We start from the raw sequence: 25705 nt of genomic DNA, 5'->3' as shown, positions 1-25705 counted from the left end.
CAGAGGGGCCGCGGCTAGCGTGGGGTCATGACGTCTCCGTACGACTCCCGGCCCTGGCTGTCCGCGTATCCGCCCGAGGTGCCGCACGAGATCGGCGAGGTCACCCAGACTCTCGTCGACATGATGGACGCGAGCGTCGCCGCCTTCGGACGCCGCACCGCGCTCGAGTTCTTCGGCGCCGAGACGAGCTACCGCGAGCTCGGCGAGCAGATCGAGCGCGCGGCCGAGGGCCTGCGTCGTCTCGGCGTGCGACGCGGAGACCGCGTCGCGATCGTCCTGCCGAACTGCCCGCAGCACGTGGTCGCGTTCTACGCGCTTCTGCGTCTGGGAGCCATCGTCGTCGAGCACAACCCGCTGTACACGGCGCGCGAGCTGCGTCATCAGTTCGAGGACCACGGCGCGCGCTTCGCGATCGTGTGGGACAGGGTGCACGACACCGTGGCGGGGTTCCCCGACGACGTACGCGTCGAGGGCATCGTGAGCGTCGACCTGACACGGGCGCTCCCGTTCGCGATGCGGCTGGGCCTCCGCCTCCCCCTCCCGTCGGCACGCGCCGCCCGCGCGAAGCTCACGCGGCGGCCATCCGCCCGCCGGGTGACGACCTGGGAGTCGATCGTCGGCGCGCGCCGCCTGTCGCGGCGGACGCCCCGCCCCGCGCTCGACGACATCGCGCTCCTGCAGTACACGAGCGGCACGACCGGCTCGCCGAAGGGCGCCATGCTCACGCACCGGAACCTCCGCGCGAACGCGATGCAGGGCGAGGCCTGGGTGCCAGGGCTCCGGCCGGGTGCGGAGACGTTCTACGGGGTCCTCCCCCTGTTCCACGCGTACGGCATGACGCTCTGCCTCACCTTCGCGATGAGCATCGGCGCGCGCCTCGTGCTCTTCCCGACGTTCGACGTCGACCTCGTCACGAAGGCCGCGCGCACGAGCCCGCCGACGTTCCTGCCGGCGGTTCCGCCGATCTACGACCGTCTCGCGCGCGCGGCCGCGCAGGGCGCGATCGACCTCCGCTCGATCCGCTTCGCCATCTCGGGCGCGATGAGCCTGCCGACGGCGACCGTCCGCCGCTGGGAGGAGATCAGCGGCGGCGTGCTCGTCGAGGGCTACGGCATGACCGAGTCCTCCCCCGTCGCGCTCGGCAACCCGATGGGACCCACGCGCCGCCCCGGGACGGTCGGCGTCCCGTTCCCGAGCACCGACATCCGCGTCGTCGACCCCGACGATCCGACGAAGGATCTGCCTCCGGGCGAGGCGGGCGAGCTGCTCGTGCGCGGGCCGCAGGTGTTCTCGGGCTACTGGCAGCGCCCCGCCGAGACGCGCGCGGCGCTGCTCGAGGGCGGATGGCTGCGCACGGGCGACATCGCGACGGTCTCGCCCGACGGGTTCGTGACGATCGTCGACCGGCTCAAGGAGCTCATCATCACGGGCGGGTTCAACGTCTCGCCGAGCGAGGTCGAGGAGACGCTCCTGTCGCATCCCGACGTCGTCGACGCGGCGGTCGTGTCGCTCCCGCGCGGGCAGGGCGGGGAGTCCGTGGGCGCGTCGGTCGTGCTGCGCGAGGGCGCGGCGGCGGAGCCCGAGGCGCTGCGCGACTTCTGCCGCACGCACCTCGCCGCCTACAAGGTGCCGCGGCGCATCGACGTCGTCGACGAGCTGCCGCGCTCGCTCGTCGGCAAGGTCCTGCGACGCGAGGTGCGCGAGCGGATGGTCGGAGCGCGCCCGTAGCGCACCTCCGGAACGCGACAGGGGCTCGGCCGAAGCCGAGCCCCTGTCGCATTCCGAGGTCGTCAGACCCCCGCCCTGCGCCCCTCGTCGTCGCGCTCCTCGTCGCGCTCGTCGTCGGGAAGGCGGTCGCCGCCCGGCGCGGCCGAGCCGCCGAGATCGGGCTCGGTCTCGTCGGACACGATCGGCATCGCCTCGGTCTTGGCGTAGAGCTCCGTGAACTCCTCGTCCACGACCGGCTCGACCCACGCGAGGTCGTCACTCGAGTGGTCGTACGGAGCGGGGACGAGCGCGAAGTCGTCGCCGTACTCCTCGAGACCCGTCCGCACGCTGTGGCGGACGGCGCGCTCGGCGTACTCGTCGCGGAGGATGAGCGGGTCGCGGTGCAGGTCCTTCATGAACGCCACCATCATGAGCGCCATGATGACCGCGAACGGCAGCGCGGCGATGATCGTCACGTTCTGCAGGGCGGTCAGGCCGCTCCCCTCCTCGCCCGACACGAGGAGGATGGCCGCGATGACGCCGACGAGGGCGCCCCAGACGATCGTCACCCAGCGCGTCGGCTCGGGGTTGCCGCGCTGCGACAGCGTCCCCATCACGAGGGAGGCGGAATCGGCGCCGGTCACGAAGAAGATCGCGACGAGTACCGCGAGGATGACCGTCGTGACGCCCGCGAGAGGAAGGTTGCCGAGCACGCCGAAGAGCACGCTCTCGGGCGGCGAGACCTCGAGCCCGGCGCCGTTCATCTGCTGGTCGATCGCGGTGGTCCCGAAGATCGCGAACCAGATGAACGAGATGACCGACGGCACCACGACGACCACCGACACGAACTGGCGCAGCGTGCGGCCGCGCGAGATCTTCGCGATGAACATGCCCACGAAGGGCGACCACGAGATCCACCAGGCCCAGTAGAAGATCGTCCAGCCCGAGAGGAACGCCTGCACCTCGGGCCCCTGCGAGCCCGAGCGCGCGGCCATCGTCGTGAAGTCGGTGAGGAACTGCGCGGCGACCGACGGGATGATGTTGATGATGAGCATCGTCGGGCCGACGAAGAAGACGAAGAACGCCAGGAGCAGCGCGACGACGGCGTTGATGTTCGAGAGCGCGCGGATGCCGCGCGAGACGCCCGACACCGCCGACGCGATGAAGGCCGCCGTGAGCACCGCGATCACGCCGATGAGGAGGCCGTTGCCGACCTCGCCGATCCCCGAGATGAGCTCGACGCCGTGGCCGATCTGCAGCGCGCCGAGGCCCAGCGAGGCGGCCGTCCCGAACAGCGTGACGATGATCGCGAAGACGTCGATCGTGCGTCCGACCGGACCCGTCGTCCGCCGCTCGCCGAGGAGCGGCGCGAAGATCGACGAGATGAGGGGCGTGCGCCCGCGGCGGTACGCGCCGTACGCGATCGCGCCGCCGACGAGCGCGTAGAACGACCAGGCCTGCGGGCCCCAGTGGTAGAGCACCTGGGTCAGGGCGGTGTGCATCGCCTCGACGGTGCCCGCCTCCGCCGTGTTCGGAGGAGGCGACTCGAAGAAGGTCAGCGGCTCGGCTGCGCCCCAGAAGACGAGGCCGATGCCCATCCCGGCGGCGAAGAGCATCGAGATCCAGGAGAACACCGAGAACTCGGGCTCCTCGTCATCGCGCCCCAGCCGGATGCGGCCGAACCGGCTGAAGCCGATGTACAGCATGAAGGCCAGGACCACCGTCGCGATGACGGTGAAGAACACCCCGACGTACTCGATGACCCACGACAGCACGCTCGAGGCGGTGCCCGCAAGGTTGTCTCCTGCCGCAACGCCCCAGACGATGAACGCGATCGTGACGACGATCGCCGCACCGAAGACGACCCGGTCCGTCCGGAAATCACGGCCGGTCTGCTCGACCCCGATGCCGGGGATGAGCGCCGGGTGGACTCCCTGCGGTGCCGGGTCGGCGATGTCACGGACGATTCTCTTCGCCGCGTCGGCGGGCCCCGATGGCTTCAGGGGCGCGCTCTGCTCACGGCGGCTCTTCTCAGTTCCGCTCATTCGCTCCATCCTGCCACGCAGGCCTTGAGCGGTACCTGGGCACCCGTGCGCAGCGGCCCCTACGCGACGCTCGCGCGCACCTGCGCCGCCTCGGCGCCGCGGCCCAGCCCGTCGAGCAGGTCGGCGAGCTCGAGGCTGATCCCCGTGTGCGCTGCCGTGCCGACGGACACCCGATCGCGGGCGCTCGCCATCACCGCGACGGCCTCGTCCGCGCGGTCGGCCGCCGCCAGACCGCGCGCGGCGTACACCTCGCCGCCCGCTGCCGTCATGACGTCGCCCTCGCGCGCGAGCACGTCGGCCGAGGCGAGGAGGACGCGCACGCCCTCGTCGAGGCGGCCGGCGTCGACGAGGAAGCGCCCCTTCGTGTCCTGCACGTTCGCGGCGTACCAGACCGCGTCCTCGGCCTCCGCCTGCGCGGTCGCCGCGTCGAGGTCCGCGAATCCCGCCTCGTCGCCGCCCATCAGCCGCGCGCGGCCCATCCCGTGCAGGAGCGCGGGCATCCCCCGGAAGCCCTCGACGCGCCGCCCGTGCTCGAGCGCGCGCTCGAACACGTCGCGCGCGTCGGGGTCGCCGAAGCGGAGCAGCAGCTCGCCGAGCGCGGAGCCCGCCTCGGCGGCCAGCCCGAAGGCCTCCGCCCCTTCCGCGAGGTCGGTCGCCTCGCTCCATGCGCGGTACGCCATCCCCGGCTCGTCGTTCGCGAGGGCGGCGTGCCCGAGATGGAGACCGGTCTCGGCCACCGCCTCGGGAGCCGCGCCCGTCGCCTTCTCCTCGAGGTAGACCGTCTCGAGGTTCTCCAGGCCGGCGGCCGCCTGCCCCGCCTCGAGCTGGATGCGCGCGAGGTTGAACCGCAGGCCGACCGTGGGCAGCTCAGCCCGCTCGGCGTGGCGCAGGGCGAACTCGATGCGCGCCGCGGCCTCCTCGGGCCTCCCGAGGTCGCTGAGGATCATGGCGGTGAGCTGTGCCGACGACGCGATGAGGCCCGCGACGTCGATCGCGACCGACTCCGCGAGAAGCCGCTCCGCGAAGCCCAGCGCCTCGTCGAAGCGCCCCTGACCGCCGAGCACCTGGGCGCGCAGGCGCAGCTCGGAGAACAGCGGCCACCCGGCGTTCGCGCGGTCGTCGATGCGCGACGCGGCGAGCGCGTCGGCCTCGTCCGCTCGTCCGAGCTGGATGAGCGCCTGTAGCCGCTCGCTCTCGAGCGCGTGGCGCAGCAGGAGCGGGTCGTCGGCGGGGAGAAGCACCTCCGCCTCGTCGAGAGCGGCGAGCGCGGCCTCGGGCTGCTCGGCGCGCAGGCGGGCGGCGCCGATCGTGATGAGCAGGTCGGCGACGACGGTCGACGGCAGGTGCGCGGCGCGTGCGCGCTCGATCTCCGCCTCGAGCGTCGGGATGTCGTCGGGGGTGCACCGGCCGAGCAGGAGCAGGCCGAGACGCTTCTCGAGGTCCGCGTGCTCGGCGAGGCCGTGGGCGCGCAGGGCCGCGGTCCGCAGGGCCAGAGTGGCCAGGGCGGCCTCATCGTCGCCGCTCTCGAGCTGCGCGTAGAGGAGCACGCGATGCAGCTCGGCATCGTGGTCGCCCTCTCCGAGCGCGAGGCCTGCGGCGACGGCCGCCCGCACGCCGTCGAGGTCGGCCGCGAAGAGGCGCCGACGGGCGCGCGTCAGCCATCCGGCCGCGTCAGCGGGCTCGGCGTCGTCGACGACGGGCGGCGCGTAGCTCTCGCCGCCGAACGGCGCCTCCCAGCGCTGCGCGCTCAGGGCCCGCTTGCCGTCCAGCGTGCGGGCGAACCAGTCGTTCCCGTTGCGCGCGTCGAAGCGCGCCGCGATCGTCTCGGCGGCCGACCACGCGGCATCCCGCAGCTCGCCCGCGGTCCGCGGCCCGTCCGCGGCGCCCAGGAGCGGCTCGAGCGTCGGATGGTCGGAGCCGCGCACCCGGGTCGCTCCCTCGCCGGCCTCGACGACCGCGTCGAGGAGGACGCCGACGGCGGCGAGTCCCGAGAAGTGGTTCGCCTCGTGGAAGGGGTCGTGCGCGAGCCCGTCGATGTGCCGCTCGAGCAGCTGGAGCCCGCGCGCGAGGTTGCCGGTCACCGCGCAGAAGACGAGGTGGTTGGCGATGATGGGGAAGCCGTCCGGGTTGGTCCGGGCCGCGCGGTAGCTGCGGGCGTGGGCGGCGAGCGCCTCCTCGACGCGCCCCGCCCTCAGAAGCGGGAGCAGCGCCTCCGACTCGGCGAACTCGGGCTCCTCCCCGCACGAGAGGCCCTGCTCGAGGATCTCCTCCCACAGCCGGATGGCCTCGGCATCGTCTCCCCGCAGCTGGGCGAAGGTCGCGTCGCTCGAGCGCACGCACGCCTCGCAGTGCGAGTAGTCGTCTCGCTCGAGTCCGTCGCGCTCGATGAGGAAGCGCGCGGCCGCATCCGGGTCGCCGAGCAGCAGCGCGACGTCGTGCCGGGACTGCAGGACGCCGGTCTGGCCGACGCCGGCCTCGCGATAGCGCCGCTCCATGTCGGCGTGCAGCGCGGTGACGCGCTCCCGCGGGAACCGGCTGTTGCTCGCGAGCCGCCCGGCCATCCACTTGTACTGGAACAGCAGGTCGACGTGCACGCCGGGGTCGATCGGAAAGCGCACGGGGTCCGCATCGTGCTTGCCGACGCACCATCCGAACGACGCGAGCATCGTGTCGGTGTCGCCCGCCATGTGCGCCGACGGGGTGAGGTGCATGCGCGCGCGATAGGCGAGCTCCTCCTCGCCCGCCTCGTCGGCGAGCCGCACGGCCTCGTCGAGCAGCGCGCGCTCCTCCGGTCCGACCGGAAGCTCCGCCGCCTCCTCGAGAAGCCGCTCGATCTTCCGCGCCTTGCGGCTTCCGGGTGCGCTCATGCCTGTTCCCCTTCGAGGTCTCCGGCGATCCCGACGCTCAGGGTCACCATGTCGTTCATCGCCGACGTCAGCATCCGGCGATCGGCCGCGGTGAGCGGCCGATGCGACGCGAGCAGCGCCTGCACGTACAGCAGCTTGACCGTGCGGTCGAAGACGAGGTCGTCGCCGAGCGCCGCGAGGCGCGCGACGAGCGGGCTCGTCCAGTTCAGGCAGAGGCGCACGGTCGCGGCCTCCCTGCCGTCCTCGCGACGGCGCTCCTCGATGAGGGCGCTCACGTCGCCGAGCACGTCGCCCCAGATCCCGCCGGATGCGACCTCGCGCGCGCTGTCGCGCTCGATGCGGCGCACGACCTCGGGATCCACGACGCAGAGCGCGGGCAGCTCGGCGGGAGCGAACCCGCGAGCCGAGACCGAGCAGCCCACCTCGGCCAGCGCGGCCGTGGCCCGCTCCTCGAGCGCGACGGCCCTCGCCCGCTCGGCGAGCGGCGGCGGCGTGAGCTCGTCGAGGAGCTCGCTCACGGTGACCCGCGAGACGGGGAAGTCCAGCAGCTCGGGCAGCCGCCGCAGCAGCGCGGCGTCGTACGCGTATCCGCCGTTCACGACGGGAGCGTCGGACGGCACGATCGCCGCGACCTGGCGGAATTCGTCGACCGTCTCGGCGTAGCGCGCCCCGTCGTGCCGCCGGGTCAGGTCGGCGATCGTCATGTCGCCCGCCGACGTCTCGACGGTCAGCCACGGCAGCACCGTGCGCGCGAGCTCGTCGTCGTGAGCCGCCATCGCCTTGAGCGCGAGCTGGTGCACGGCGAGGAACTCCTGGAACTTCCACGGCCGGGTGGTCGCCTGCCGCAGGATCCACGCGCGGATGGCGGCACCCAGCTGCTCGCGCGTGTGCTCGAGCGCGGGGTCCTCCACGAAGGCCTCGCGGCTCGCGGTCGGCGAGAGCCCCGTCGTGTCGAGCACGCATCGGGCGAAGAAGGCCCAGTCGGGCAGCAGGCCGTCCAGGTGCTCGCTCACGAGCATCCGGCCCAGGTGCACCGTGCTCGCCTGGCGCGCACCGGGAGGCGGCGCGAACGGGAGCACGAACGCGACGCCCTCCGTCCCCGTCCCCGGGACGGAGAGCGGGATGACGTCGAGCGGCCGCCGGCCGAGCAGCTCCGTGCCCAGCGCGAGGAGCGCGTCGGACGGCTCATCCGCCGCGGCCCCGAGGAAGACGGGCGTGCGGGTGACGGTGTCGAGCGTGGCGTCGTCGTTGCGGATGGCGACCGAGACCGGCAGGTACTGCCCGAAGCGCGTCGCGAGGGCCCGGACGCGGTCGGGCGCGAGCAGAGCCGCGTCGTCGGGGCGCGGCTCCAGCACGATCTCGGTGCCCACGGCCATCCGCGCGGTCTCCTCCGGGTCGAGCTCTCGGATGCCGAACTGCCCCGACGCGTCGCCGATCCACTCGATCGCGGGCGCTCCCTTCGCCGATCGGCTGCGCACCACGATCCGGTCGGCCACCATGAAGCAGCTCAGCAGGCCGATGCCGAACTGGCCGAGGTAGTCCGCGCGTCGGGCCTGCAGGAGGTCGTCGCGCTTCGACGAGCGCCCCACGGTCGACAGCAGCTCGGCGGCCTCCTCGGCCGTGAGGCCCACGCCGTTGTCGCGGAAGCGGAAGGGGCGTCCGGAGGCGGCCGGCTCGATCTCGAGCACGCCGGCGGGAGCCCCTCCGTCGAGGTCGCGGCGCGCCCGGATGGCGTCCCGGCCGTTCTGGAGCAGCTCGCGCAGGAAGACCTGGGGGCTGGAGTAGATGTGGCGGCTCAGGAGGTCGACGACCCCGCGGAGATCGACCTGGAAAGGCCGGACGTCAGGGGCACCCGATTCGAACCGCACCCGTCCAGCCTACGGATGTCGGTGAACTCCCGGTGCGCGCGGGGCCGTCAGGCGTCGCGGCGTGCCTCAGACGACGTACTCCATGAGCTCGCGGCCGAGTGCCCGGAACGCCTCGTGCGCACGGTCGCGGTGCAGGATCCCGGCGTCGTCGAACTCGACGAAGAGCGCGTAGGCCACGGCGCCGCGCGCTCCCGCGAGCACGCCGGCCTCGGCGCGCACGTCGGGCGCCCTGCCCGTGCGATTGAGGAAGAGGAGTCCGTGGGGGTCGTCGTCGTGGGCGAACGGGTCGAGCCCGGTCGCGCTGCCCACGAGGCTGAGATCGTGACCCTGCGTCAGCCATTCCGCGACCTGCGCGCTCACCGCGGCGTTCACGACGCGACCCGACACGATGTCGGCGAAGAGCCGCGCGAACTCGCGCGCCGTTCCGAGCGCGACGTGCGGGGCATCATCCGGCCCTCGCCGTTCGCGGAAGTGGTCGAGCAGGGCCGACCGCGGCATCCCGAGTGAGACGAAGCGCCGGGTCACCCTCTCGTGCCCGACCCGGTCCAGCAGGGCGTTCGCGGCGAGCGCGTCGTCGGTCGTGGCGGCGAGGATCGCGAGGTCGCCGGCGGGGAGCTCGCGCGTGCGCAAGTGCCGCCACACCCCCGACATCCGCACGGGGTCGAGCGGATCCCGCGCGACGATCTCGTCGGGATCCAGCTCTCCGGCGTCGAACTGCGCGGCGGCCTCGATGAGCAGCGGCACCGTGCCCACGCCGCCGACCGGCAGGGTCACGTGGTCGTCTCCGCTCAGCAGCACCGTCTCGCGGTCGAGGTCGACGACGTGCACGCCGGCGCGGGCGTCCGCCGCGACGAGGGCCTCGATCGAGCGGAGCGTCGCGGTGAAGGTCGGCTGCAGGATGGCACGGCGACGCAGGCGGCGCGCCTCCCGACGCTCGCCGCGCAGCGAGACGGCTTCCTTCTGAGGCTCGATGGCCACGGGTCCCTTCCCATCCGCTCGCACCCGCGAGCGGCGACGTCGGGGTGCTCTCGGCGACGCCCGCTCCGCGATGGATGCAGGTGTGTCTCGATTATGCCCGCGCGGGAGCCGCCCTCAGCGAACTCTCACCAGATCGTCACGCGCTGGTCCTCGGGGAGCCACAGCGCGTCGCTCGGCTGGACGTCGAAGGCGGCGTAGAACGCGTCCACATTGCGCACGATCTGGTTGCACCGGAACTCGTTGGGCGAGTGCGGGTCGATCGTGAGGAGGCGGATGGTCTCGGCCTCACGCGACTTCTGCTGCCACACCTGCGCCCACGACAGCAGAAGGCGCTGCACACCGGTCAGGCCGTCGACGACCGGCGCCTCCTCGCCGCCGAGCGAGAGCTCGTAGGCCTTGAGGGCGATGCCGAGACCGCCGAGGTCGCCGATGTTCTCGCCGATCGTGAGCGCTCCGTTGACGGTGTGCGACGCGTCGAGGCCCTGCGGGACGAGGGCGTTGTACTGCTCGATGAGCGACCGGGTGCGCTCCTCGAAGGCAGCGCGGTCCTCCTCGGTCCACCAGTCGTTGAGCGCCCCGGTCCCGTCGTAGCGGCTCCCCTGGTCGTCGAACCCGTGGCCGATCTCGTGCCCGATGACGCCGCCGATGCCGCCGTAGTTCGCCGCGGGGTCGCGATCGGCGTCGAAGAACGGCGGCTGCAGGATCGCCGCGGGGAAGACGATCTCGTTCATGAGCGGGTTGTAGTACGCGTTCACGGTCATCGGCGTCATGAACCACTCGTCGCGGTCGATCGGCTTGCCGACCTTGCCGAGCTGCCGGTCGTGCTCGGCGATGTTCGTGCGGCGGACGTTGCCGATGAGATCGGTCGCGGTGATCTCGACGGCGTCGTAGTCGCGCCACTTCGCGGGATAGCCGATCTTCGGGGTGAAGGTGTCGAGCTTCTCGAGCGCCTTCTCGCGCGTCGCAGGGCTCATCCACTCGAGCGTCGAGATGCTCTGGCGGTACGCCTCGGTGAGGTTCGCGACGAGCTCGTCCATCGCGGTCTTCGCGCTCGGCGGGAAGTGCCGCTCGACGTAGACGCGGCCGATCGCGTCGCCCAGCGCTCCCTCCGCGAGCGACACACCGCGCTTCCAGCGCTCGCGGATGGTCGGCACGCCGGTGAGCTCGGTGCCGTAGAAGGCGAAGTTCTCATCGACGAAGTCGTCGGACAGGTACGGCGCGAGGGCGTGCACGACCTGGAACCGCAGCCACGCCTTCCAGTCGTCGAGGCGCTCGGCGACGAGGAGCGAGCCGAGGCCCTCGAGCGCCGAGGGCTGGTAGACGACCGCCTCGGCGAACACCTCGGGCCTGCCCGGCGCGACCGCGTCGCGCCACGGCGCGAGGTCGACGCCCGCGAGCTGCTGGATCTCGTCCCACGACTTCAGGTTGTAGGTCGCGACGGCGTCGCGGCTGCGGACGTTGTCCCAGTGATGCGACGCGATGTCCTTCTGCAGCGCGTAGAGGCGCTCGGCCTGGCCCGCGGCGTCGTCGACGCCCGCGAGCTCGAGCAGGCGCTCCACGTGACGGCGGAACGCCGCGCGCGTGCCCTCGAAGTTCTCGAGGCGGAAGTAGCTCTCGTCGGGGAGCGAGATGCCCGACTGGACGAGGAACGGGACGTAGCGCGTGGGGTCGCCCGGGTCGGGCTCGACGAACACGCCGATCGGGCCACCCAGACCCTCACGGTCGAACTCGCCCGCGGTGCGCAGGAGCGATGCCACGTCGTCGACCGCGTCGACGCGCTCGAGGAGCGGGACGAGCGGAGCGGCCCCGAGCGCGGCGATGCGCTCGGTGTCCATAAAGCTCGAGTAGAGGTCGCCCACCTTGCGCGTCTCGGTGCCGGGCTCGGCGGCCTGCGCCTCCTCGACGATCGCTCGCACGTCCTTCTCGGCCTGCTCGGCGAGCTGGTGGAAGGCGCCCCAGCGCGCCTTGTCGCCCGGGATCTCCGTGCGATCGATCCAGGCGCCGTTGACGTGGCGGTACAGGTCGTCCTGCGGCCGGATCTCCTCACTGAGCTCGTCAAGGGCGATACCGGAGGGGAGGGATGCAGCCGTCATGCGCTCCATCGTATGCACAGCCCCGGACGCGGGCGCCGCGCTCGCGTCCCGCCTCCGTCCTAGGCTCGGATGGTGACCGCCCGCCGCTCCCTCGACCGCGACATCCTGCGGCTCGCGGTCCCCGCTCTCGGCTCGCTCATCGCCGAGCCGCTCTTCCTCGCGGTGGATGCCGCCATGGTCGGGCACCTCGGCATCGACGAGCTCGCGGGCCTCGGCATCGCGTCGGCGGTCCTCACCACGATCGTGGGCCTCATGGTGTTCCTCGCGTACTCCACGACCCCCGCGGTCGCGCGCCGCTTCGGCGCGGGAGACGTCCGCGCGGCCGTCTCGGTCGGCATCGACGGCATGTGGCTCGCGCTCGGCATCGGCGCCGTCCTCGCGGTCGCCGGGACCTTCGCCGTCCCCGCGCTCGTCGCGGCGTTCTCGCCGGACGCCGCGGTCGCCGGGCACGCCGAGGCGTACCTCGGGATCTCGATGTGGGGTCTTCCCGCGATGCTCATCGTGTTCGCCGCGACGGGCCTCCTGCGCGGGCTGCAGAACACGATCGTGCCGCTGTGGATCGCGGGCGCGGGCTTCACGCTCAACGCCGGGGTGAACTGGCTGCTCATCTACGGGCTCGGATGGGGCGTCGCCGGGTCGGCGGCCGGAACCGTCCTCGTGCAGTGGGGCATGGTCGGCGCCTACGTCGTCGTCATCGGGCGGCTCGCGCGACGCCACCGCGCGATGATCCGTCCGCACCGCGAGGGGCTCGGCGGCTCCGCCCGCTCGGGCGGATGGATGTTCCTGCGCACCGTGAGCCTGCGCGTCGCGACGCTCGGCACGGTCTGGGTGGCGACCGACCTCGGCACGCGCGAGCTCGCCGGATGGCAGGTCGTCTTCACGATCTTCTCCACGACGGCGTTCGCGCTCGACGCGCTCGCGATCGCCGCGCAGGCCCTCGTCGGCAAGGCGCTCGGCGAGAGGGACCCGCGGCAGGTGCGCGCCGTGCTCGGCCGCACCGTGCTCTGGGGCGTGTGGGGCGGCGTGGCGGCCGGCGTCGTCATCGCCGCGCTGTCGGGCGTCATCGGCGTCGTCTTCACGGGCGACGCGGAGGTGGCCGCCGACATCCAGCCCGCGCTCCTCGTGCTCGCGGTCTCGCAGCCGATCGGCGCCTTCGTGTTCGTGCTCGACGGCGTGCTCATGGGCGCGAACGACGCACGCTACCTCGCGATCGCGGGAGGCCTGAACCTCCTCCCCTACCTGCCCGCGCTCATCGCGCTCGCGTGGCTCTCGCCATCCGGACCGGGAGCGCTCGCGTGGCTCTCCGCGACCTACTACGGGGTCTACATGCTCGCGCGCGGCGTCACGCTCGGCGCGCGCATCCGCGGCCGGGCGTGGATGGAGCAGGCCGCGTAGCTCAGGCGCTCTCGAGCTCGGCGATCACGACCTTCTTCTGCTGCATCATCACCTGGATGGCCGCGGGGCTGCTCACGAGCTCGCCCATGTTGCGCGGGATGATCTGCCAGCTGACCCCGAACCGGTCCTTGCACCATCCGCACTGCTCGGCCTCGGGCACGTGCGACAGCGCCTCCCAGTAGCGGTCGATCTCCTCCTGCCCGTCGCACGAGACGACGAACGAGACGGCCTCGTTGAAGGTGAAGAGCGGTCCGCCGTCGAGGCACACGAAGTCGACGCCGTTGAGCGTGAACTGCCCGTTGAGGACCTTCCCGCTCATGCCCGTGAAGTGGGCGTCGAGCTTCTCGTCGGGGTACTCCTCGATGCTGCGGATGCGCGAGTTCGGGAAGACGGAGACGTAGTACTCCATCGCCTCCCGCGCATTGTCGTCGAACCACAGGCACGGCTGGATGCGGGCGAGCTCGGCCATTTCGGACTCCTTCGGCGTCGACGGTCGCTGACGCCGCTCACGCTACGCCCGCGCGCGGGTCGCGTCGAGGGGTGGCGTCACGCGTCGCGCGCGTGCCGCCGGGCCCACTCGTACATGACGATCGCACCCGCCGCGGAGGCGTTGATCGAGCGCGTCGAGCCGTACTGCGTGATCTCGACGTGGCCCGAGGCCGCGGCGAGCGCCTCGTCCGTCAGGCCCGGCCCCTCCTGGCCGAAGAGGAGCACGCACCGCTCTGGCAGCTCGGCCCTGTCGACGGGCACGGCGTCGCCCACGTTGTCGACCGCGATGATCGGGAGCCCCTCCTTCGCGGCCCAGGCCGCGAACGACGCGACATCCGGATGGTGGACGACGTGCTGGTAGCGGTCGGTCACCATCGCGCCGCGCCGGTTCCAGCGCTTGCGGCCGATGATGTGCACCGACTCGGCGAGGAACGCGTTGGCGCTGCGCACGATCGACCCGATGTTCATGTCGTGCTGCCAGTTCTCGATCGCGACATGGAACGGATGGCGGCGCGTGTCCAGGTCGGCGACGATCGCCTCCATGCGCCAGTAGCGGTACCGGTCGACGACATTGCGCGAATCGCCGTTCGCGAGGAGCTCGGGGTCGTAGTGATCGCCCTCGGGCCACGCGCCGGGCCAGGGCCCGACGCCGTGCGTCGACGCCTCGCGGTGGGGCTCGGGCTGCGCGTCCGTCACCGGACGAGGCTACCGGGTGTCAGCGCAACACGGCCCCGGTGCCCGGTCCTCCTGTCGGACTCGTGGGGCTCGTGTGCGCGTGTCGACCCCACCCGGCGACACCAGCCCCAGCCATCCGAATCCGCACACGCACGCCGGCCCGGCGCCCGGTCCTCCTGTCGGACCCGTGGGGCTCGTGTGCGCGTGTCGACCCCACCCGGCGACACCAGCCCCAGCCATCCGAATCCGCACACGCACGCCGGCAGCGCCCACGCAACGCGAGCCGCTGCCCGAGCCCCCTCAGCGCACGTGACCCGTGTGTCCAGGGACGACGGGGGTCTCGACCCACTGCCCCGAGGCGGCCGACTCCTCGGCCGCGGTCAGCACCTGCGCCGACGCGAGCCCGTCGTGGATGGTCGAAGTATCGGATGGCTGACCCGCCACCGCGAGCAGGAACTTCTTCGCCTCGATCGTCTTGAGATCGTCGTAGCCCATCGACGTCCCGGACCCCGGCTGGAAGCGCGCGAACTCGGGGAAGGTCTCGTCGGCGAGCAGCCGGGTGTACCCGAGGCTCTCGCCGGGGCGGCGGATGGCGAGCTCGAGCTCGTTGAGGCGCTCGAAGTCCCAGCGCAGCGAGCCCTCGGTGCCGAAGACCTCGATCGCGTACTCCGCCTTGGGGCCGACCGCGAGCCACGAGGCGTCGAGCGTGCCGAGCGCGCCCGCGGCGAGCGCGGAGTCGTCGAAGCGCAGGAGCATGTTCGCGTAGTCGTCGTTCTCGACCGGGAGCATCCGCCCCTCGTCGGGCGTCCCGGCGAGGCCCGGGCGCTCCGTGATGAACGTGCCGGTCGACGCGGTCACCGAGCCGATCGGGCCGAGCAGGAAGTGCACGAGGTCGACGAGATGGCCCATGAGGTCGCCGAGCACGCCGGATCCGCTCGTCTCGCGCACGAAGCGCCACGCGCGCGGCGACTGCGGGTCGGCGCTGAAGCCGCCGAAGAAGCGACCGCGCACGTTCGTGATCCGGCCGAGGGCGCCCTCCCCGATCAGCTGGCGCGCCCGCTGGATGGCCGGCGGCTGGCGGTAGTTGAAGCCGACGGCCGACTGCACGCCCGCGTCGACGACGGCGTCGCGGATGGCCGCGGTCTCGTGCGCGCCGCGGCCCGCGGGCTTCTCGATCCAGATGTGCTTGCCCGCCCGCGCGGCCGCGACGCCCACCTCGGCATGCAGGAAGTTCGGCGCGCAGATCGAGACGACGTCGACGTCGGGGTTCGCGAGCACCTCGCGATAGTCCGCCACGGCGCTCTCGTAGCCCAGCACATCCGTCGCGTGCGAGCGACCCGCCTCCGCGGTGTCCGCGGCCTGGACGAGGCGCGGCCGCAGACCGAGCTCGGGGTAGACGAACGGGACCGACCGGTAGGCGCGGCTGTGCAGCCGGCCCATCCAGCCGACGCTGACGAGGCCGACGCCGATCTCGCGGACGGGGGATGCGGTCATCGACGACCTCCGGGGCACGGGCGACGACGACGTCGCGGGAACGGGACCGCACCACGCTACGAACGCGCATCCCTTTTGTCAAGACATTAGCTCTTTCAGCACCTCCGCGCGTCGCCGTAGGCTGATCGCGTGGCTTCACCCGCGGCGGACGACTACCTCAAGACGGTGTACTCGCACACCGAGTGGCAGGACGACCCGATCACGCCGTCGGTGCTCGCCGGCAAGCTCGGCGTCGCCCCGTCGAGCGTGACCGAGATGGTGAAGAAGCTCGCGGCGGCCGGCCTTGTCTCGCATGTGCCCTACGGCGCCGTGCGGCTCACGGAGGAGGGCGAGCGTCGCGCGATCGGCATCATCCGCCGGCACCGTCTCATCGAGACGTGGCTCGTGCGCGAGATGGGCTACGGCTGGGACGAGGTGCACGACGAGGCCGAGGTCCTCGAGCACGCGCTGAGCGACCGGCTGCTCGAGCGGATCGACGAGCGCCTCGGGCGCCCGTCGCTCGACCCGCACGGCGACAAGATCCCGGATGCCGAGGGCCAGATCGAGCGCGAGGCCTTCGTCCTGCTCGCGGATGCCCCGGTCGGGCACGTCGGCCGGGTGCTGCGCGTGCGCGACCGCGACCCCGAGCTCCTGCGCGAGATCGAGGGCGCCGGCATCGACGTCGGCCGCGAGGTGGCGGTCACCGAGCGCGGCGTGCTGCTCGACGGCGACGACGTCGTGCTGCCCGAAGGTGCGGCCGACGTGATCTGGCTGACGGCGTAGTACCGCAGTACCGCACCGCCCCGCGAACATCCGCCTCCGCGCCGACGCGGCAGGGCACCTGTCCTCCGTAGCGTCGGAGGCATGATCACGGCAGAGAACCTCACGAAGCGCTTCGGCGCCAAGACCGCCGTCGACGGCATCTCGTTCGAGGTGCGGCCGGGGCAGGTCACCGGCTTCCTCGGGCCCAATGGCGCGGGCAAGTCGACCACCATGCGCATGATCGTCGGCCTCGACCGGCCAGACGCCGGCTCGGTCACGGTGAACGGGCGCCCGTTCGCGCAGCACGCCGCTCCCATGACCGAGGTCGGAGCGCTCCTCGACGCGAAGGCCGTCCACCCGGGGCGCACGGCGGAGGCGCACCTGCGCATGCTCGCCGCGACGCACGGCATCGGGATGGCCCGGGTCGCCGAGGTCATGGAGCTCACGGGCATCGCCGGAGTCGCGAAGCGCCGCATCGGCGGCTTCTCGCTCGGCATGCACCAGCGCCTCGGGATCGCCGCGACCATGCTCGGCGACCCGCACACGCTCATCCTCGACGAGCCCGTCAACGGCCTCGACCCCGAGGGCGTGCACTGGGTGCGCGGGTTCGTCCGCTCCCTCGCGGCCGAGGGGCGCGCGATCTTCCTCTCCTCGCACCTCATGAGCGAGATGGCGCAGACCGCCGACCACATCATCGTCCTGGGCAAGGGCCGCATCCTCGCGGATGCACCCGTGGGCGACTTCCTGCGCGGGTCCGAGCGCGAGCGCACGCGCGTCCGCTCCTCCGACGCGCGCCGGCTGGGTCTCCTCCTCGCCGACCCGGACGTCGCCATCACCCAGGCGGCCGCCGACACGCTCGACGTCGAGGGCCTGCCCGCGGCGCAGATCACGCGCGTCGCCGTGAACGCCGACATCGACGTGCACGAGCTCGTCCCCCTGCGCGGCTCGCTCGAGGAGGCCTACCTGGCTCTCACGGGCGACGCCGTCGAGTACCGCAGCGACCCCGCCGCTCTCGCGGCCTGAACGGAGTTCCCATGACCGCCATCGCCGCGGCTCCGCGCCGCACCGCCTCTCTCGGCGCCCCGCGCCTGACCTTCTCCCGCCTCGTCCGCGCCGAGTGGATCGGCCTGACGAGTCTGCGCGGCACGATCGCCTCGCTCGTCGTCGGGACCGTGCTCGTGCTCGCCGTCTCGGTCGGCATGACCGCCCTGCTCCTCGCCGTGAACGGCGACCCGGCGGGCGCGCCGCCCGCGCTCATGATGACCCTCGGTGCCGCGACCGTCGCGCAGATCATCGCCGTGCTCGTGGGCGTGGGCGTCTTCGCGAAGGAGCACGCGACGGGTTCGCTCCGCACCCAGCTGGCGGCGGCACCGCGCCGCGTCGCGACGGTCGGCGCGAAGGCCGTGGTCGTCGCCGTGAGCACGTTCGCGTGGTCGCTCGCCTCACTGCTCCTGTCGTTCGCGGGCGTCGTCGCCGTCGGCGCCGTCTGGGGCGTCGAGCCCGCCCTCGACGACGCACTCACGGCCATCCTGCTGCCGATCGTCGGCGCGGCGCTGTTCACGGCGCTCGTCGGCGTGCTGTCCCTCGGCGTCGCGGCGCTCCTGCGCTCCGAGACCTTGTCGGTCACGCTCGTGCTCGTGTTCCTCCTCGTGCTCCCGACCGTGCTGCTGACGCTGCCGTTCGAATGGGCGCCGACGATCCACGACGCGCTCATGGCACCCGCCGGCGACGCCCTCATGACGCCGAACGCAGACGTCGACGGCGAGACCGTCCGCGACATCGCGATCGCCTTCGCATGGCCGATCGCGGCACTCGTCGCCGGGATGGCCGTGGTCCGCCGCCGCGACGCGTGACCATCCGCTCATCGGGCCGATGGCCCCGTCCCGCGCGGGACGGGGCCATCCGCATAGGGTCGGAGACGTGAGCAGCGCAGAGGGCACGAGGACGGGCGGGCTGGACCTCGCCCTCCCCCGCCCTCCCGGCGTCATCCGGCGATGGGTCGATCGCCACCCGCGGATCGTCGACGTCCTCATCGTCTTCACGTGCCAGATCGCGCCGGCCCTGCTCACGCTCGTGCTCGCGGCCGCGGTCCCGGAGGACTTCCCCCTCGACGGATGGTCGGCAGCGGGCGCCGCCGCATCGATCGCCGTCGGCTCGGTCGCGCTCGTGGTGCGGCGCGAGCGCCCCCTGATCGCCGCGATCGTGTGCGGCAGCCTGGCCGTCCTGCCGCTCCCCTTCAGCATGGGCGGCCATCTCGCCGTCTTCGTCGCGCTCTACGCGCTGGGCGTCCACAGCACTCCGCGGCGCACCTGGATCGGCTACGGGATCGTGGCGGCGGTGACGGTGATCGTCTCCGGCGTGGCGACGTGGCTCACCCTCTCGGGTGCCGTGCTCCCGGAGGACCCCGACATCAGCCCCGCGGCCACGGCCGTCCCGAACGCGATCGTCTACCTCGTCCCGACCCTGCTCGGGCTCTCGGTCGGCAACCGCCGCCGGTACATCGACGCGATCATCGCGCGGGCCGCCGACCTCGCGCGCGAGCGCGACCAGCGCGCGCAGCTCGCGGTCGCAGACGAGCGGGCGCGCATCGCGCGCGAGATGCACGACATCGTCTCGCACAGCCTCACGGTGATGGTGACCCTGTCGGAGGGGGCGGCGGCCCAGGCCGAGACGGGCGGGCCGCGCGCCGCCGAGGCCATGCGCCTCGTGGCCGAGACCGGCCGGTCGTCGCTCGCCGAGATGCGGCGTCTGCTCGGCGTCCTGCGCGCGCCCGACCAGGCGGCGCAACTCGCGCCGCAGCCGGGCGACGCGGATCTCGAGGTCCTCGCCGAGCGCTTCCGCGAGACGGGCCTCCCCGTCCGCCTCACGCGGATCGGCACCCCGATCGCCGACCGCGCGCTGCAGCTCGCGGTCTTCCGGATCGTCCAGGAGGGCCTCACGAACGCCCTCCGGCACGCGCCGGGCGCGCGGTACGCGGCCGTGACCATCCGCCGCGAGGACGGGATCGTGACCGTCGAGGTGCGCAACGACGCGCCCGCGCGGCAGAGCACAGCGCCTCCCGGGCGCGGGACGGGCATCATCGGGGTGCGGGAGCGCGCCGCTCTGTACGCGGGTCACGTGGACGCGGGGCCGACGGCGGATGGCGGATGGCTGCTGCGCGCGCAGCTGAAGGAGGAGCAGGGATGACCGGGGAGCGGATCCGCGTCGCGATCGCCGACGACCAGCAGCTCGTGCGGATGGGGCTGCGGATGGTGCTCGACGCCCAGCCCGACATCGAGGTGGTCGCCGAGGCCGAGGACGGTGAGCACGCCGTGGCCGTCGCCCGCGACGGCAGGGTCGACGTCATCCTCATGGACGTGCGCATGCCGCAGCTCGACGGGATCGCAGCCACCGAGCGGATCGCGGCCGCGGGGCCCCTCCCCCGTGTGCTCGTGCTCACGACCTTCGACCTCGACGAGTACGCGTTCGCCGCCCTGCGCGCAGGAGCGAGCGGCTTCCTCCTCAAGGACGCGCTGCCGGCCGACCTCCTCGGCGCGATCCGCGCCGTGCACGCGGGCGACGCCGCGCTCGCGCCGAGCGTCACCCGCCGGATGATCGAGCAGTTCACCGCGCACGCCGCACCGCGGCCATCCGCCGAGCTCGACGCCCTGACGCCGCGAGAGCGCGAGATCTTCGCGGCCATCGCCGAGGGCCTCACGAACGACGAGATCGCCGCGCGGTTCTACCTCGCGTCGTCGACGGTGAAGACGCACATCGGGCGGCTCCTGCAGAAGCTCGGGGCGCGTGATCGCGTGCAGCTCGTCATCCTCGCCTACGAGGCGGGGATCGCGGGCAGCTGACGCGTCAGCGGCCGGCCAGGCGCGCCGCGCGCGCGAAGGGCCACTCCATGCCCGAGAGCCGCTCGCAGGTCTCCCAGATCCGCTGACGCACCTCGGGGTCCGCCGACGTGCGCGAGGGCTGCTGCCGGGTGGGCTCACCCCGCGTGATGAGGCGCGGCCCCCAGTACTCGCCGCCCGTGATGGCGGGATCGACGAGCGCGCGCACGAGGGAGGCCGCCCCGCGCTCCTTGGACTGCGCGATCGGGGCCTGGAGGCCGTCCTTGAAGCGCTTCCACGCACTCGGCTCGTTCACGCCCTGCACGCGCGGCGTGCGTCCGCCGATCGAGTACCCGGGATGCGCGACGACGCTCTCGACGGGCACGCCGGCGTCGCGCAGGCGCACGTCGGCCTCGATTCCGAGGGCCTGGACGACGACCTTCGACTGCACGTAGGCGCGATACGCGTGGTACCCGCGCTCGAGCTGGATGTCGACGGGATCGTATGCGCCCATGCGGGTCGACATGCTGCCGAGCCACACCATGCGCGGCGTCCAGGTGCGGGTCGCCGACTTCGACAGGGTCGTCAGCAGCTCGGCGGCGAGCACGAAGTGCCCCAGGGCGTTCGTCGCGAGGACGAGCTCGCGGCCGTCGCGGGTCGTCTCCCGCTGACGCGGGGTGTGGACGATGCCCGCGTTCAGCAGCACGCCGTCGAGGCGCTGCCGCTTGAACAGGCCGCCGCGCACGCTCGCGGCCGCCGCGCGGATCGACCCGGTGTTGCTCACGTCGAGGAGGAGCGTCTGGACCGAGGCATCGGGCACCCGAGCCTCGAGCGCGTCGTGCGCCGCGGCGAGCTTGTTGGGGCTGCGCCCGCTGAGGATGACGTGGGCGCCTGCGCGCGCGAGCTGCTCGCTCGCGAAGTAGCCGAGACCCGCGTTGGCGCCCGTGATGAGGAAGGTGCGGCCGGTCTGATCCGGCAGGCGCGCCGGATCCCAGCTCCGGGGCGCGTGTTCGGTCACGAGACGAAGATACGCCGAACGGCATGCCTTCGGGAGCATGCCGCGAGCGCGCGCCGGAAACCGCGTCCCGGCGCGCGGAGCGTCGCGGCCGAGCCGCACGCTCTCTAGGCTGATGCCATGGCGCGACGCGACGAGATCGAGTGCTGGCTGACCGACATGGACGGCGTCCTCGTGCACGAGGAGCAGCCCATCCCCGGCGCTTCCGAGCTGCTCGCGCAGTGGCGCGACACCGGCACGCCGTTCCTCGTGCTCACGAACAACTCGATCTTCACGCCCCGCGACCTCGCGGCCCGTCTGCGCGGCTCGGGCATCGACGTCCCCGAGGAGCACATCTGGACGAGCGCCCTCGCGACGGCGGCGTTCCTCAAGCAGCAGAGCCCCGGCGGCTCGGCATTCGTCATCGGCGAGGCCGGCATCCTCACGGCCATGCACGAGGCCGGGTTCATCATGACCGAGACGAATCCCGACTACGTCGTCGTCGGCGAGACCCGCAACTACTCGTTCGAGGCGCTCACGAAGGCCGTGCGCCTCATCAACAACGGCGCCCGGTTCATCTCGACGAACCCCGACGCGACCGGGCCGAGCGCCGAGGGCGTGCTGCCGGCGACGGGCGCGATCAACGCGCTCATCACGAAGGCGACCGGCAAGGAGCCCTACATCGTCGGCAAGCCCAACCCGATGATGTTCCGGTCCGCCCTCAACCGGATCGGCGCGCACAGCGAGAACACGGGCATGATCGGCGACCGGATGGACACCGACATCGTCGCGGGTATCGAGGCGGGGCTCCACACCGTGCTCGTCATGACGGGCATCAGCACGCGGACCTCGATCGAGCAGTACCCGTTCCGGCCCGACGAGATCGTCACCTCGGTCGCGGAGCTGCTCGACCCCGAGGTCGAGGGCGAGGGCGGCGCCGAGCTCGACGCGGGGGTCTGAGGATGTCCGAGCGCGACCTGCTCTTCGCCGCGACGTTCGTCATCGCGGCCGGCACCCTCGTCGCGTTCGTCTGGCAGTACATCCGCCGCAACCGCGACGACGACTGAGCGTCTCAGGTCATCGTCGCGACGGCACGCTCCCCGGCACGGCCTCGAGCAGCTCGCGGGCGTAATCCGAACCAGGAGTCACGAGCATTCGGGACGCGGGTCCCTGCTCGACGACGCGCCCCGCCCGCATCACCACGACATGGTCGGCGATCTGCCGGACGACGCCGAAGTCGTGCGTGATGAACAGGTAGCCGAGCCCGAGCTGCGCCTGCAGGTCGACGAGAACCTGCAGGATCTGCGTCTGCACCGAGACGTCGAGTGCCGAGACGGGCTCGTCGAGCACGAGCATCTTCGGCTGCAGCGCGAGCGCCCGGGCGATCGCGACCCGCTGCCGCTGTCCCCCCGAGAGCTCGGCCGGCAGGCGCTCGGCCACGTCACCGGGGAGCCGCACGGAGGCGAGGAGGTCGCGCACGCGCCGAGCCTGCTCCGCCCTGCTGCCGATGCCGAAGGCGCGCAGCGGCTCGGAGACGATCCGCTCGATGCTCATCCGCGGGTCGAGGCTGCCGAACGGGTTCTGGTAGACGACCTGCACCTCGCGCCGCCACTCGCGCAACCCCGCGCCGCGAAGGGCCGTGATGTCAGCGCCTCGGAAGAGGATGCGCCCGCCGTCGGCGTCGACGATGCGCGCGGCCATACGCGCCGTCGTCGTCTTGCCCGATCCCGACTCGCCCACGAGTGCGACCGTCTCGCCCTCCGGCACCGCGAAGGAGACGTCGTCGGCTGCGACGACGTCGCCGAACGTCTTCCGCAGGCCCTCGATCTCGAGGAGCGGCGGCCCGTCGGGCGCCGGCGTCGAGTCGCCGACGATCGTCGGCTCGAGGCGACGACTGGTGAGCCCCGGCGCCGCCGCGACGAGCTCGCGCGTGTAGCCGGTGCGCGGGGATCCCAGCACCTCGTCGGTCGTGCCCTCGTCGACGACGAGCCCCTGCTGCATCACGACGACGCGGTCAGCGCGGTCCTTCGCGACGCCGAGGTCGTGCGTCACGAGCAGCACGGCGGTGCCGCGAGACGACGCGAGCTCCTCGATCTGGTCGAGCACGCGGCGCTGCACGGTGACATCGAGGGCGCTCGTGGGCTCGTCGGCGATGACGAGCTCCGGGTCGCAGCTCCACGCCATGCCGATGAGCACGCGCTGCTTCATGCCGCCCGACAGCTCATGCGGGTACTGGCGCGCGCGCAGCTCCGGGCGCGACAGACCCACCTCGCCGAGGATCTCGACGGCGCGCGCGGCGGCATCCGCCCGAGTCATCCGCACGTGCAGGCGCAGGCCCTCGGCGATCTGCTCGCCGATGCGCAGGACGGGGTTGAGAGAGGCGTTGGGGTCCTGCGGCACGAAGCCGATGCGTCCGCCGCGGATGCGCCGCAGCTCTCGCTCGCGCACCCGCGCGAGGTCGAGGCCCGCGAAGCGCACCGCACCGCCGGCGATCCGTCCGTTCTCCGGCAGTCGGCGCACGAGCGCCTGCGAGACGCTGCTCTTGCCCGAGCCCGACTCGCCCACGAGCGCGACGATGCCTCCCCGCGGCACGCGCAGATCGACGCCGCGCACCGCCTCCACCTCGCGCCGCCCGGTGCGGTAGGCGACCTGGAGGCCCTCTACCCGGAGGATGTCGTCGCTCATCGTTCCACTCCGATCACGCGCGCGATGCGGGTGACGGCGAGCACCACGCAGACGATGACGGCACCCGGGAGCACCGTCAGCCACCAGGCGGTGGCGATGTAGTCGCGGCCGTCGCTGACGAGGGCGCCCCACTCCGGCGAGGGCGGCTGCGCGCCGAACCCGAGGAAGCTGATCGTCGAGACCGACAGGATGGCCGTGCCCAGCTCGAGTGCGGCCATCGCGAGCACAGGACGCATCGCATTCGGCAGGATGTGCCGGCCGAGGACCGCGAGAGGGCGCACGCCGAGCGTCGCCGCCGCCTCGACGTACTCCTCGCCGCGCACGCGCAGCACCTGCGCGCGCATGACGCGGGCGAAGCTGCCGGCGGCGCCGAGGCCGACGCCGAGCGCGATACTCCACGGGCCGAACCCCAGCGTGGCGACGACGATGAGAGCGAGCAGGATGCCGGGCACGGCGATGAGCACGTCGACGAACCGCATGACGATGAAGTCGACGACGCGCCCCGCGCGTCCGCGCAGGGCGCCGCACACGAGGCCGACCGCTCCCCCGACGAGACCTCCCACGAGCACCGCGGCCGTCGCGGCCGCGAGCGACAGGAAGGCCCCGTGCACGACGCGCGTGTAGACGTCTCGGCCGAGCGCGTCGGTGCCGAAGAGGTGCCCGCCGCCCGGCGCGAGGAGACGGACGGACGGATCTCCCGCGAGCGGATCGCCGGGCGCGAGCAGCTGCGGCGCAAGGGCCATGACCGCGGCGAGCGCGACGATCGCGAGAGACAGGAGCGTCGTCGGACGCAGCAGGCGGGCCCTCATCGGAGCTCCTCCTTCCGAGCGGGGGTGTCGACCGCGGCGACCGCGGGAGCCGCCTCCGCGCGCACGGCGCGCGTCCGCCCGCGGGGGCGCAGCCGCGGATCGAGCAGCGGGTACGACAGGTCGACGAGCAGCGCCGCGAGCGCGTAGACCACCGCGACGACGATGATGACGCCCTGGATGACGTTGACGTCGCGCGCCTGCACGGCGGCGACGACGACGCGCCCGATGCCGTCGCGCGAGAACACTGTCTCGACGACCGCCGTTCCACCGGCGAGGAAGCCGATGAGCAGGCCGATGCTCGTCACCGACGGCAGCAGCGCGTTCCGCAGGATGTGCCGCCCGAAGACGGCGAGTCGCGAGAGGCCCTTCACATCGGCCGTGAAGACGTACGCGCTCGACTCGGCCTCGCGGATGGCCGCGGAGAAGACCTGGAAGAAGATGGCGCCGACGGGGAAGGCGAGCGTGACGGCGGGAAGCACGACGCTGAGCGGCGAGCGCGCGCCCGAGGCGGGCAGCCATCCGAGCCCGAACGAGAACACGCTGATGAGCACGAGCCCCGTGACGAACGCAGGCACGGCGACGCCGAGGGGCGGCAGCTGGACGAGGGTCTCGCGCAGCCAGCGCCACGGCGAAAGGTACGCGAGGAAGCCGATGGCCAATGACATCGCGACCCCGATGACGAGCGCGAGCGCCGCGACGACGAGTGTGCCCGGCACGACGTCCGCGATCATCTGCGCGACCGGCCGCCCCGTGGCGAGCGACGTGCCGAGGTCTCCCGTGAGGAGTCCGCCGAGCTGCGAGAGGTACTGCTCGAGGAGGCCGCCCGCGAGCCCGGCCTCCTCACGCAGCGCCGCGAGCTGCTCGGGGTCGACGGTCGTCGCGTCTCCCGACTGCACCGCGAGCGCGGCGAGCACGGGATCGCCGGGCAGGACGCGGATGAGCAGGAACGTCACGGTGTAGGTCGCCCAGACCACGAAGACGAACTGGAGGAGGGGCGCGACGATCCGCCTGAGGAGGTCGGCGCCCCGTGACGTTCCCGCAGCGGTCATG

General features: G+C 72.7%; 20 protein-coding genes. 8 read left to right on the top strand and 12 right to left on the bottom strand.

Annotated elements, in window-relative coordinates; translation table 11 throughout:
* Positions 1 to 27: 27 nt before the first annotated feature.
* Positions 28 to 1728 (top strand): long-chain-fatty-acid--CoA ligase, encoded by a 1701-nt coding sequence (locus tag M1D46_RS02780; RefSeq protein WP_456286533.1) that lies wholly within the window; start codon positions 28 to 30, stop codon positions 1726 to 1728.
* A gap of 62 nt (positions 1729 to 1790) precedes the next feature.
* Here M1D46_RS02780 and M1D46_RS02775 read toward each other — a convergent pair whose 3' ends face one another.
* The 5 genes from M1D46_RS02775 to M1D46_RS02755 all read right to left on the bottom strand — a co-directional run bounded on the left by M1D46_RS02775 (position 1791) and on the right by M1D46_RS02755 (position 11558).
* The gene (locus M1D46_RS02775) at positions 1791 to 3752 is read right to left on the bottom strand and encodes a BCCT family transporter (protein WP_456286532.1); all 1962 of its coding nucleotides are present in this window, start codon (positions 3750 to 3752) and stop codon (positions 1791 to 1793) included.
* Positions 3753 to 3811: 59 nt separating this feature from the next.
* The gene (locus M1D46_RS02770) at positions 3812 to 6619 is read right to left on the bottom strand and encodes a hypothetical protein (protein ID WP_456286531.1); all 2808 of its coding nucleotides are present in this window, start codon (positions 6617 to 6619) and stop codon (positions 3812 to 3814) included.
* The gene (locus M1D46_RS02765) at positions 6616 to 8487 is read right to left on the bottom strand and encodes an HSP90 family protein (protein ID WP_456286530.1); all 1872 of its coding nucleotides are present in this window, start codon (positions 8485 to 8487) and stop codon (positions 6616 to 6618) included. Before M1D46_RS02765 ends, M1D46_RS02770 begins: the two co-directional genes overlap by 4 nt.
* Before the next feature lie 66 nt (positions 8488 to 8553).
* On the bottom strand, positions 8554 to 9465 hold the full coding sequence (locus M1D46_RS02760; RefSeq protein WP_271172594.1) for a serine hydrolase: 912 nt from the start codon (positions 9463 to 9465) through the stop codon (positions 8554 to 8556).
* A 125-nt stretch (positions 9466 to 9590) separates the two neighbouring features.
* Positions 9591 to 11558: a M13 family metallopeptidase gene (locus M1D46_RS02755; protein WP_456286529.1), complete on the bottom strand. Its 1968-nt coding sequence runs from the start codon at positions 11556 to 11558 to the stop codon at positions 9591 to 9593.
* Positions 11559 to 11627: 69 nt separating this feature from the next.
* Here M1D46_RS02755 and M1D46_RS02750 point away from each other — a divergent pair, with 69 nt between their 5' ends.
* Entirely contained in the window at positions 11628 to 12953 is a 1326-nt protein-coding gene (locus M1D46_RS02750; protein ID WP_456286527.1) for an MATE family efflux transporter, read from the top strand.
* A 1-nt stretch (position 12954) separates the two neighbouring features.
* Here M1D46_RS02750 and M1D46_RS02745 read toward each other — a convergent pair whose 3' ends face one another.
* The 3 genes from M1D46_RS02745 to M1D46_RS02735 form a co-directional block, all read right to left on the bottom strand.
* The gene (locus M1D46_RS02745; protein ID WP_271172591.1) at positions 12955 to 13422 is read right to left on the bottom strand and encodes a VOC family protein; all 468 of its coding nucleotides are present in this window, start codon (positions 13420 to 13422) and stop codon (positions 12955 to 12957) included.
* A 77-nt stretch (positions 13423 to 13499) separates the two neighbouring features.
* On the bottom strand, positions 13500 to 14138 hold the full coding sequence (locus M1D46_RS02740; RefSeq protein ID WP_456286526.1) for a TrmH family RNA methyltransferase: 639 nt from the start codon (positions 14136 to 14138) through the stop codon (positions 13500 to 13502).
* 279 nt (positions 14139 to 14417) lie between these two features.
* The gene (locus M1D46_RS02735) at positions 14418 to 15611 is read right to left on the bottom strand and encodes a Gfo/Idh/MocA family protein (RefSeq protein WP_324013234.1); all 1194 of its coding nucleotides are present in this window, start codon (positions 15609 to 15611) and stop codon (positions 14418 to 14420) included.
* A 129-nt stretch (positions 15612 to 15740) separates the two neighbouring features.
* Here M1D46_RS02735 and M1D46_RS02730 point away from each other — a divergent pair, with 129 nt between their 5' ends.
* The 5 genes from M1D46_RS02730 to M1D46_RS02710 all read left to right on the top strand — a co-directional run bounded on the left by M1D46_RS02730 (position 15741) and on the right by M1D46_RS02710 (position 20191).
* On the top strand, positions 15741 to 16373 hold the full coding sequence (locus M1D46_RS02730) for a metal-dependent transcriptional regulator (protein WP_271172588.1): 633 nt from the start codon (positions 15741 to 15743) through the stop codon (positions 16371 to 16373).
* Positions 16374 to 16454: 81 nt separating this feature from the next.
* Positions 16455 to 17375 (top strand): ABC transporter ATP-binding protein, encoded by a 921-nt coding sequence (locus M1D46_RS02725; RefSeq protein WP_456286525.1) that lies wholly within the window; start codon positions 16455 to 16457, stop codon positions 17373 to 17375.
* Between the two features lie 11 nt (positions 17376 to 17386).
* Positions 17387 to 18205, top strand: a complete 819-nt coding sequence (locus M1D46_RS02720) for a hypothetical protein (protein ID WP_456286524.1) — start codon at positions 17387 to 17389, stop codon at positions 18203 to 18205.
* 67 nt (positions 18206 to 18272) lie between these two features.
* The gene (locus M1D46_RS02715) at positions 18273 to 19538 is read left to right on the top strand and encodes a sensor histidine kinase (RefSeq protein WP_455969208.1); all 1266 of its coding nucleotides are present in this window, start codon (positions 18273 to 18275) and stop codon (positions 19536 to 19538) included.
* Positions 19535 to 20191: a response regulator transcription factor gene (locus M1D46_RS02710; protein ID WP_324013240.1), complete on the top strand. Its 657-nt coding sequence runs from the start codon at positions 19535 to 19537 to the stop codon at positions 20189 to 20191. Before M1D46_RS02715 ends, M1D46_RS02710 begins: the two co-directional genes overlap by 4 nt.
* Before the next feature lie 4 nt (positions 20192 to 20195).
* Here the strand turns inward: M1D46_RS02710 and M1D46_RS02705 are convergent, their stop codons facing one another.
* Positions 20196 to 21185 (bottom strand): SDR family NAD(P)-dependent oxidoreductase, encoded by a 990-nt coding sequence (locus tag M1D46_RS02705; RefSeq protein ID WP_456286523.1) that lies wholly within the window; start codon positions 21183 to 21185, stop codon positions 20196 to 20198.
* A gap of 117 nt (positions 21186 to 21302) precedes the next feature.
* Between M1D46_RS02705 and M1D46_RS02700 the strand changes: the two genes are divergently transcribed.
* Positions 21303 to 22121 carry an HAD-IIA family hydrolase gene (locus M1D46_RS02700; protein ID WP_282978413.1) on the top strand — a complete coding sequence of 273 codons (819 nt, stop codon included), beginning with the start codon at positions 21303 to 21305 and terminating at the stop codon, positions 22119 to 22121.
* Between the two features lie 117 nt (positions 22122 to 22238).
* Here M1D46_RS02700 and M1D46_RS02695 read toward each other — a convergent pair whose 3' ends face one another.
* From M1D46_RS02695 to M1D46_RS02685, 3 genes are read right to left on the bottom strand one after another with little or no spacing between them, the layout of a single operon-like run.
* On the bottom strand, positions 22239 to 23846 hold the full coding sequence (locus M1D46_RS02695) for a dipeptide ABC transporter ATP-binding protein (protein WP_456286522.1): 1608 nt from the start codon (positions 23844 to 23846) through the stop codon (positions 22239 to 22241).
* Complete coding sequence (locus M1D46_RS02690) at positions 23843 to 24655, bottom strand: ABC transporter permease (protein ID WP_456286521.1); 813 nt, start codon at positions 24653 to 24655, stop codon at positions 23843 to 23845. The genes M1D46_RS02695 and M1D46_RS02690 overlap by 4 nt, the downstream gene beginning before the upstream one ends.
* A complete protein-coding gene (locus tag M1D46_RS02685) occupies positions 24652 to 25704 on the bottom strand; it encodes an ABC transporter permease (RefSeq protein ID WP_456286520.1) in 1053 nt (350 codons plus the stop codon). Before M1D46_RS02685 ends, M1D46_RS02690 begins: the two co-directional genes overlap by 4 nt.
* Between the last annotated feature and the right edge of the window lies 1 nt (position 25705).

The sequence above is a fragment of the Microbacterium sp. JZ70 genome, from assembly GCF_053903225.1.
The sequence above is the reverse complement of the archived record's forward strand: the minus strand, read 5'-3'. Positions and strand labels throughout refer to the sequence as shown.

Bases quoted from the DNA above. Each gene is read 5' to 3' on its own strand.
- M1D46_RS02750 (WP_456286527.1), top strand. From the start codon at position 11,628: ATGGTGACCGCCCGCCGCTCCCTCGACCGCGACATCCTGCGGCTCGCG.
- M1D46_RS02685 (WP_456286520.1), bottom strand. From the start codon at position 25,704: ATGACCGCTGCGGGAACGTCACGGGGCGCCGACCTCCTCAGGCGGATC.
- M1D46_RS02720 (WP_456286524.1), top strand. From the start codon at position 17,387: ATGACCGCCATCGCCGCGGCTCCGCGCCGCACCGCCTCTCTCGGCGCC.
- M1D46_RS02780 (WP_456286533.1), top strand. From the start codon at position 28: ATGACGTCTCCGTACGACTCCCGGCCCTGGCTGTCCGCGTATCCGCCC.
- M1D46_RS02725 (WP_456286525.1), top strand. From the start codon at position 16,455: ATGATCACGGCAGAGAACCTCACGAAGCGCTTCGGCGCCAAGACCGCC.
- M1D46_RS02745 (WP_271172591.1), bottom strand. From the start codon at position 13,422: ATGGCCGAGCTCGCCCGCATCCAGCCGTGCCTGTGGTTCGACGACAAT.
- M1D46_RS02710 (WP_324013240.1), top strand. From the start codon at position 19,535: ATGACCGGGGAGCGGATCCGCGTCGCGATCGCCGACGACCAGCAGCTC.
- M1D46_RS02755 (WP_456286529.1), bottom strand. From the start codon at position 11,558: ATGACGGCTGCATCCCTCCCCTCCGGTATCGCCCTTGACGAGCTCAGT.
- M1D46_RS02695 (WP_456286522.1), bottom strand. From the start codon at position 23,846: ATGAGCGACGACATCCTCCGGGTAGAGGGCCTCCAGGTCGCCTACCGC.
- M1D46_RS02775 (WP_456286532.1), bottom strand. From the start codon at position 3,752: ATGAGCGGAACTGAGAAGAGCCGCCGTGAGCAGAGCGCGCCCCTGAAG.
- M1D46_RS02690 (WP_456286521.1), bottom strand. From the start codon at position 24,655: ATGAGGGCCCGCCTGCTGCGTCCGACGACGCTCCTGTCTCTCGCGATC.
- M1D46_RS02735 (WP_324013234.1), bottom strand. From the start codon at position 15,611: ATGACCGCATCCCCCGTCCGCGAGATCGGCGTCGGCCTCGTCAGCGTC.
- M1D46_RS02700 (WP_282978413.1), top strand. From the start codon at position 21,303: ATGGCGCGACGCGACGAGATCGAGTGCTGGCTGACCGACATGGACGGC.
- M1D46_RS02770 (WP_456286531.1), bottom strand. From the start codon at position 6,619: ATGAGCGCACCCGGAAGCCGCAAGGCGCGGAAGATCGAGCGGCTTCTC.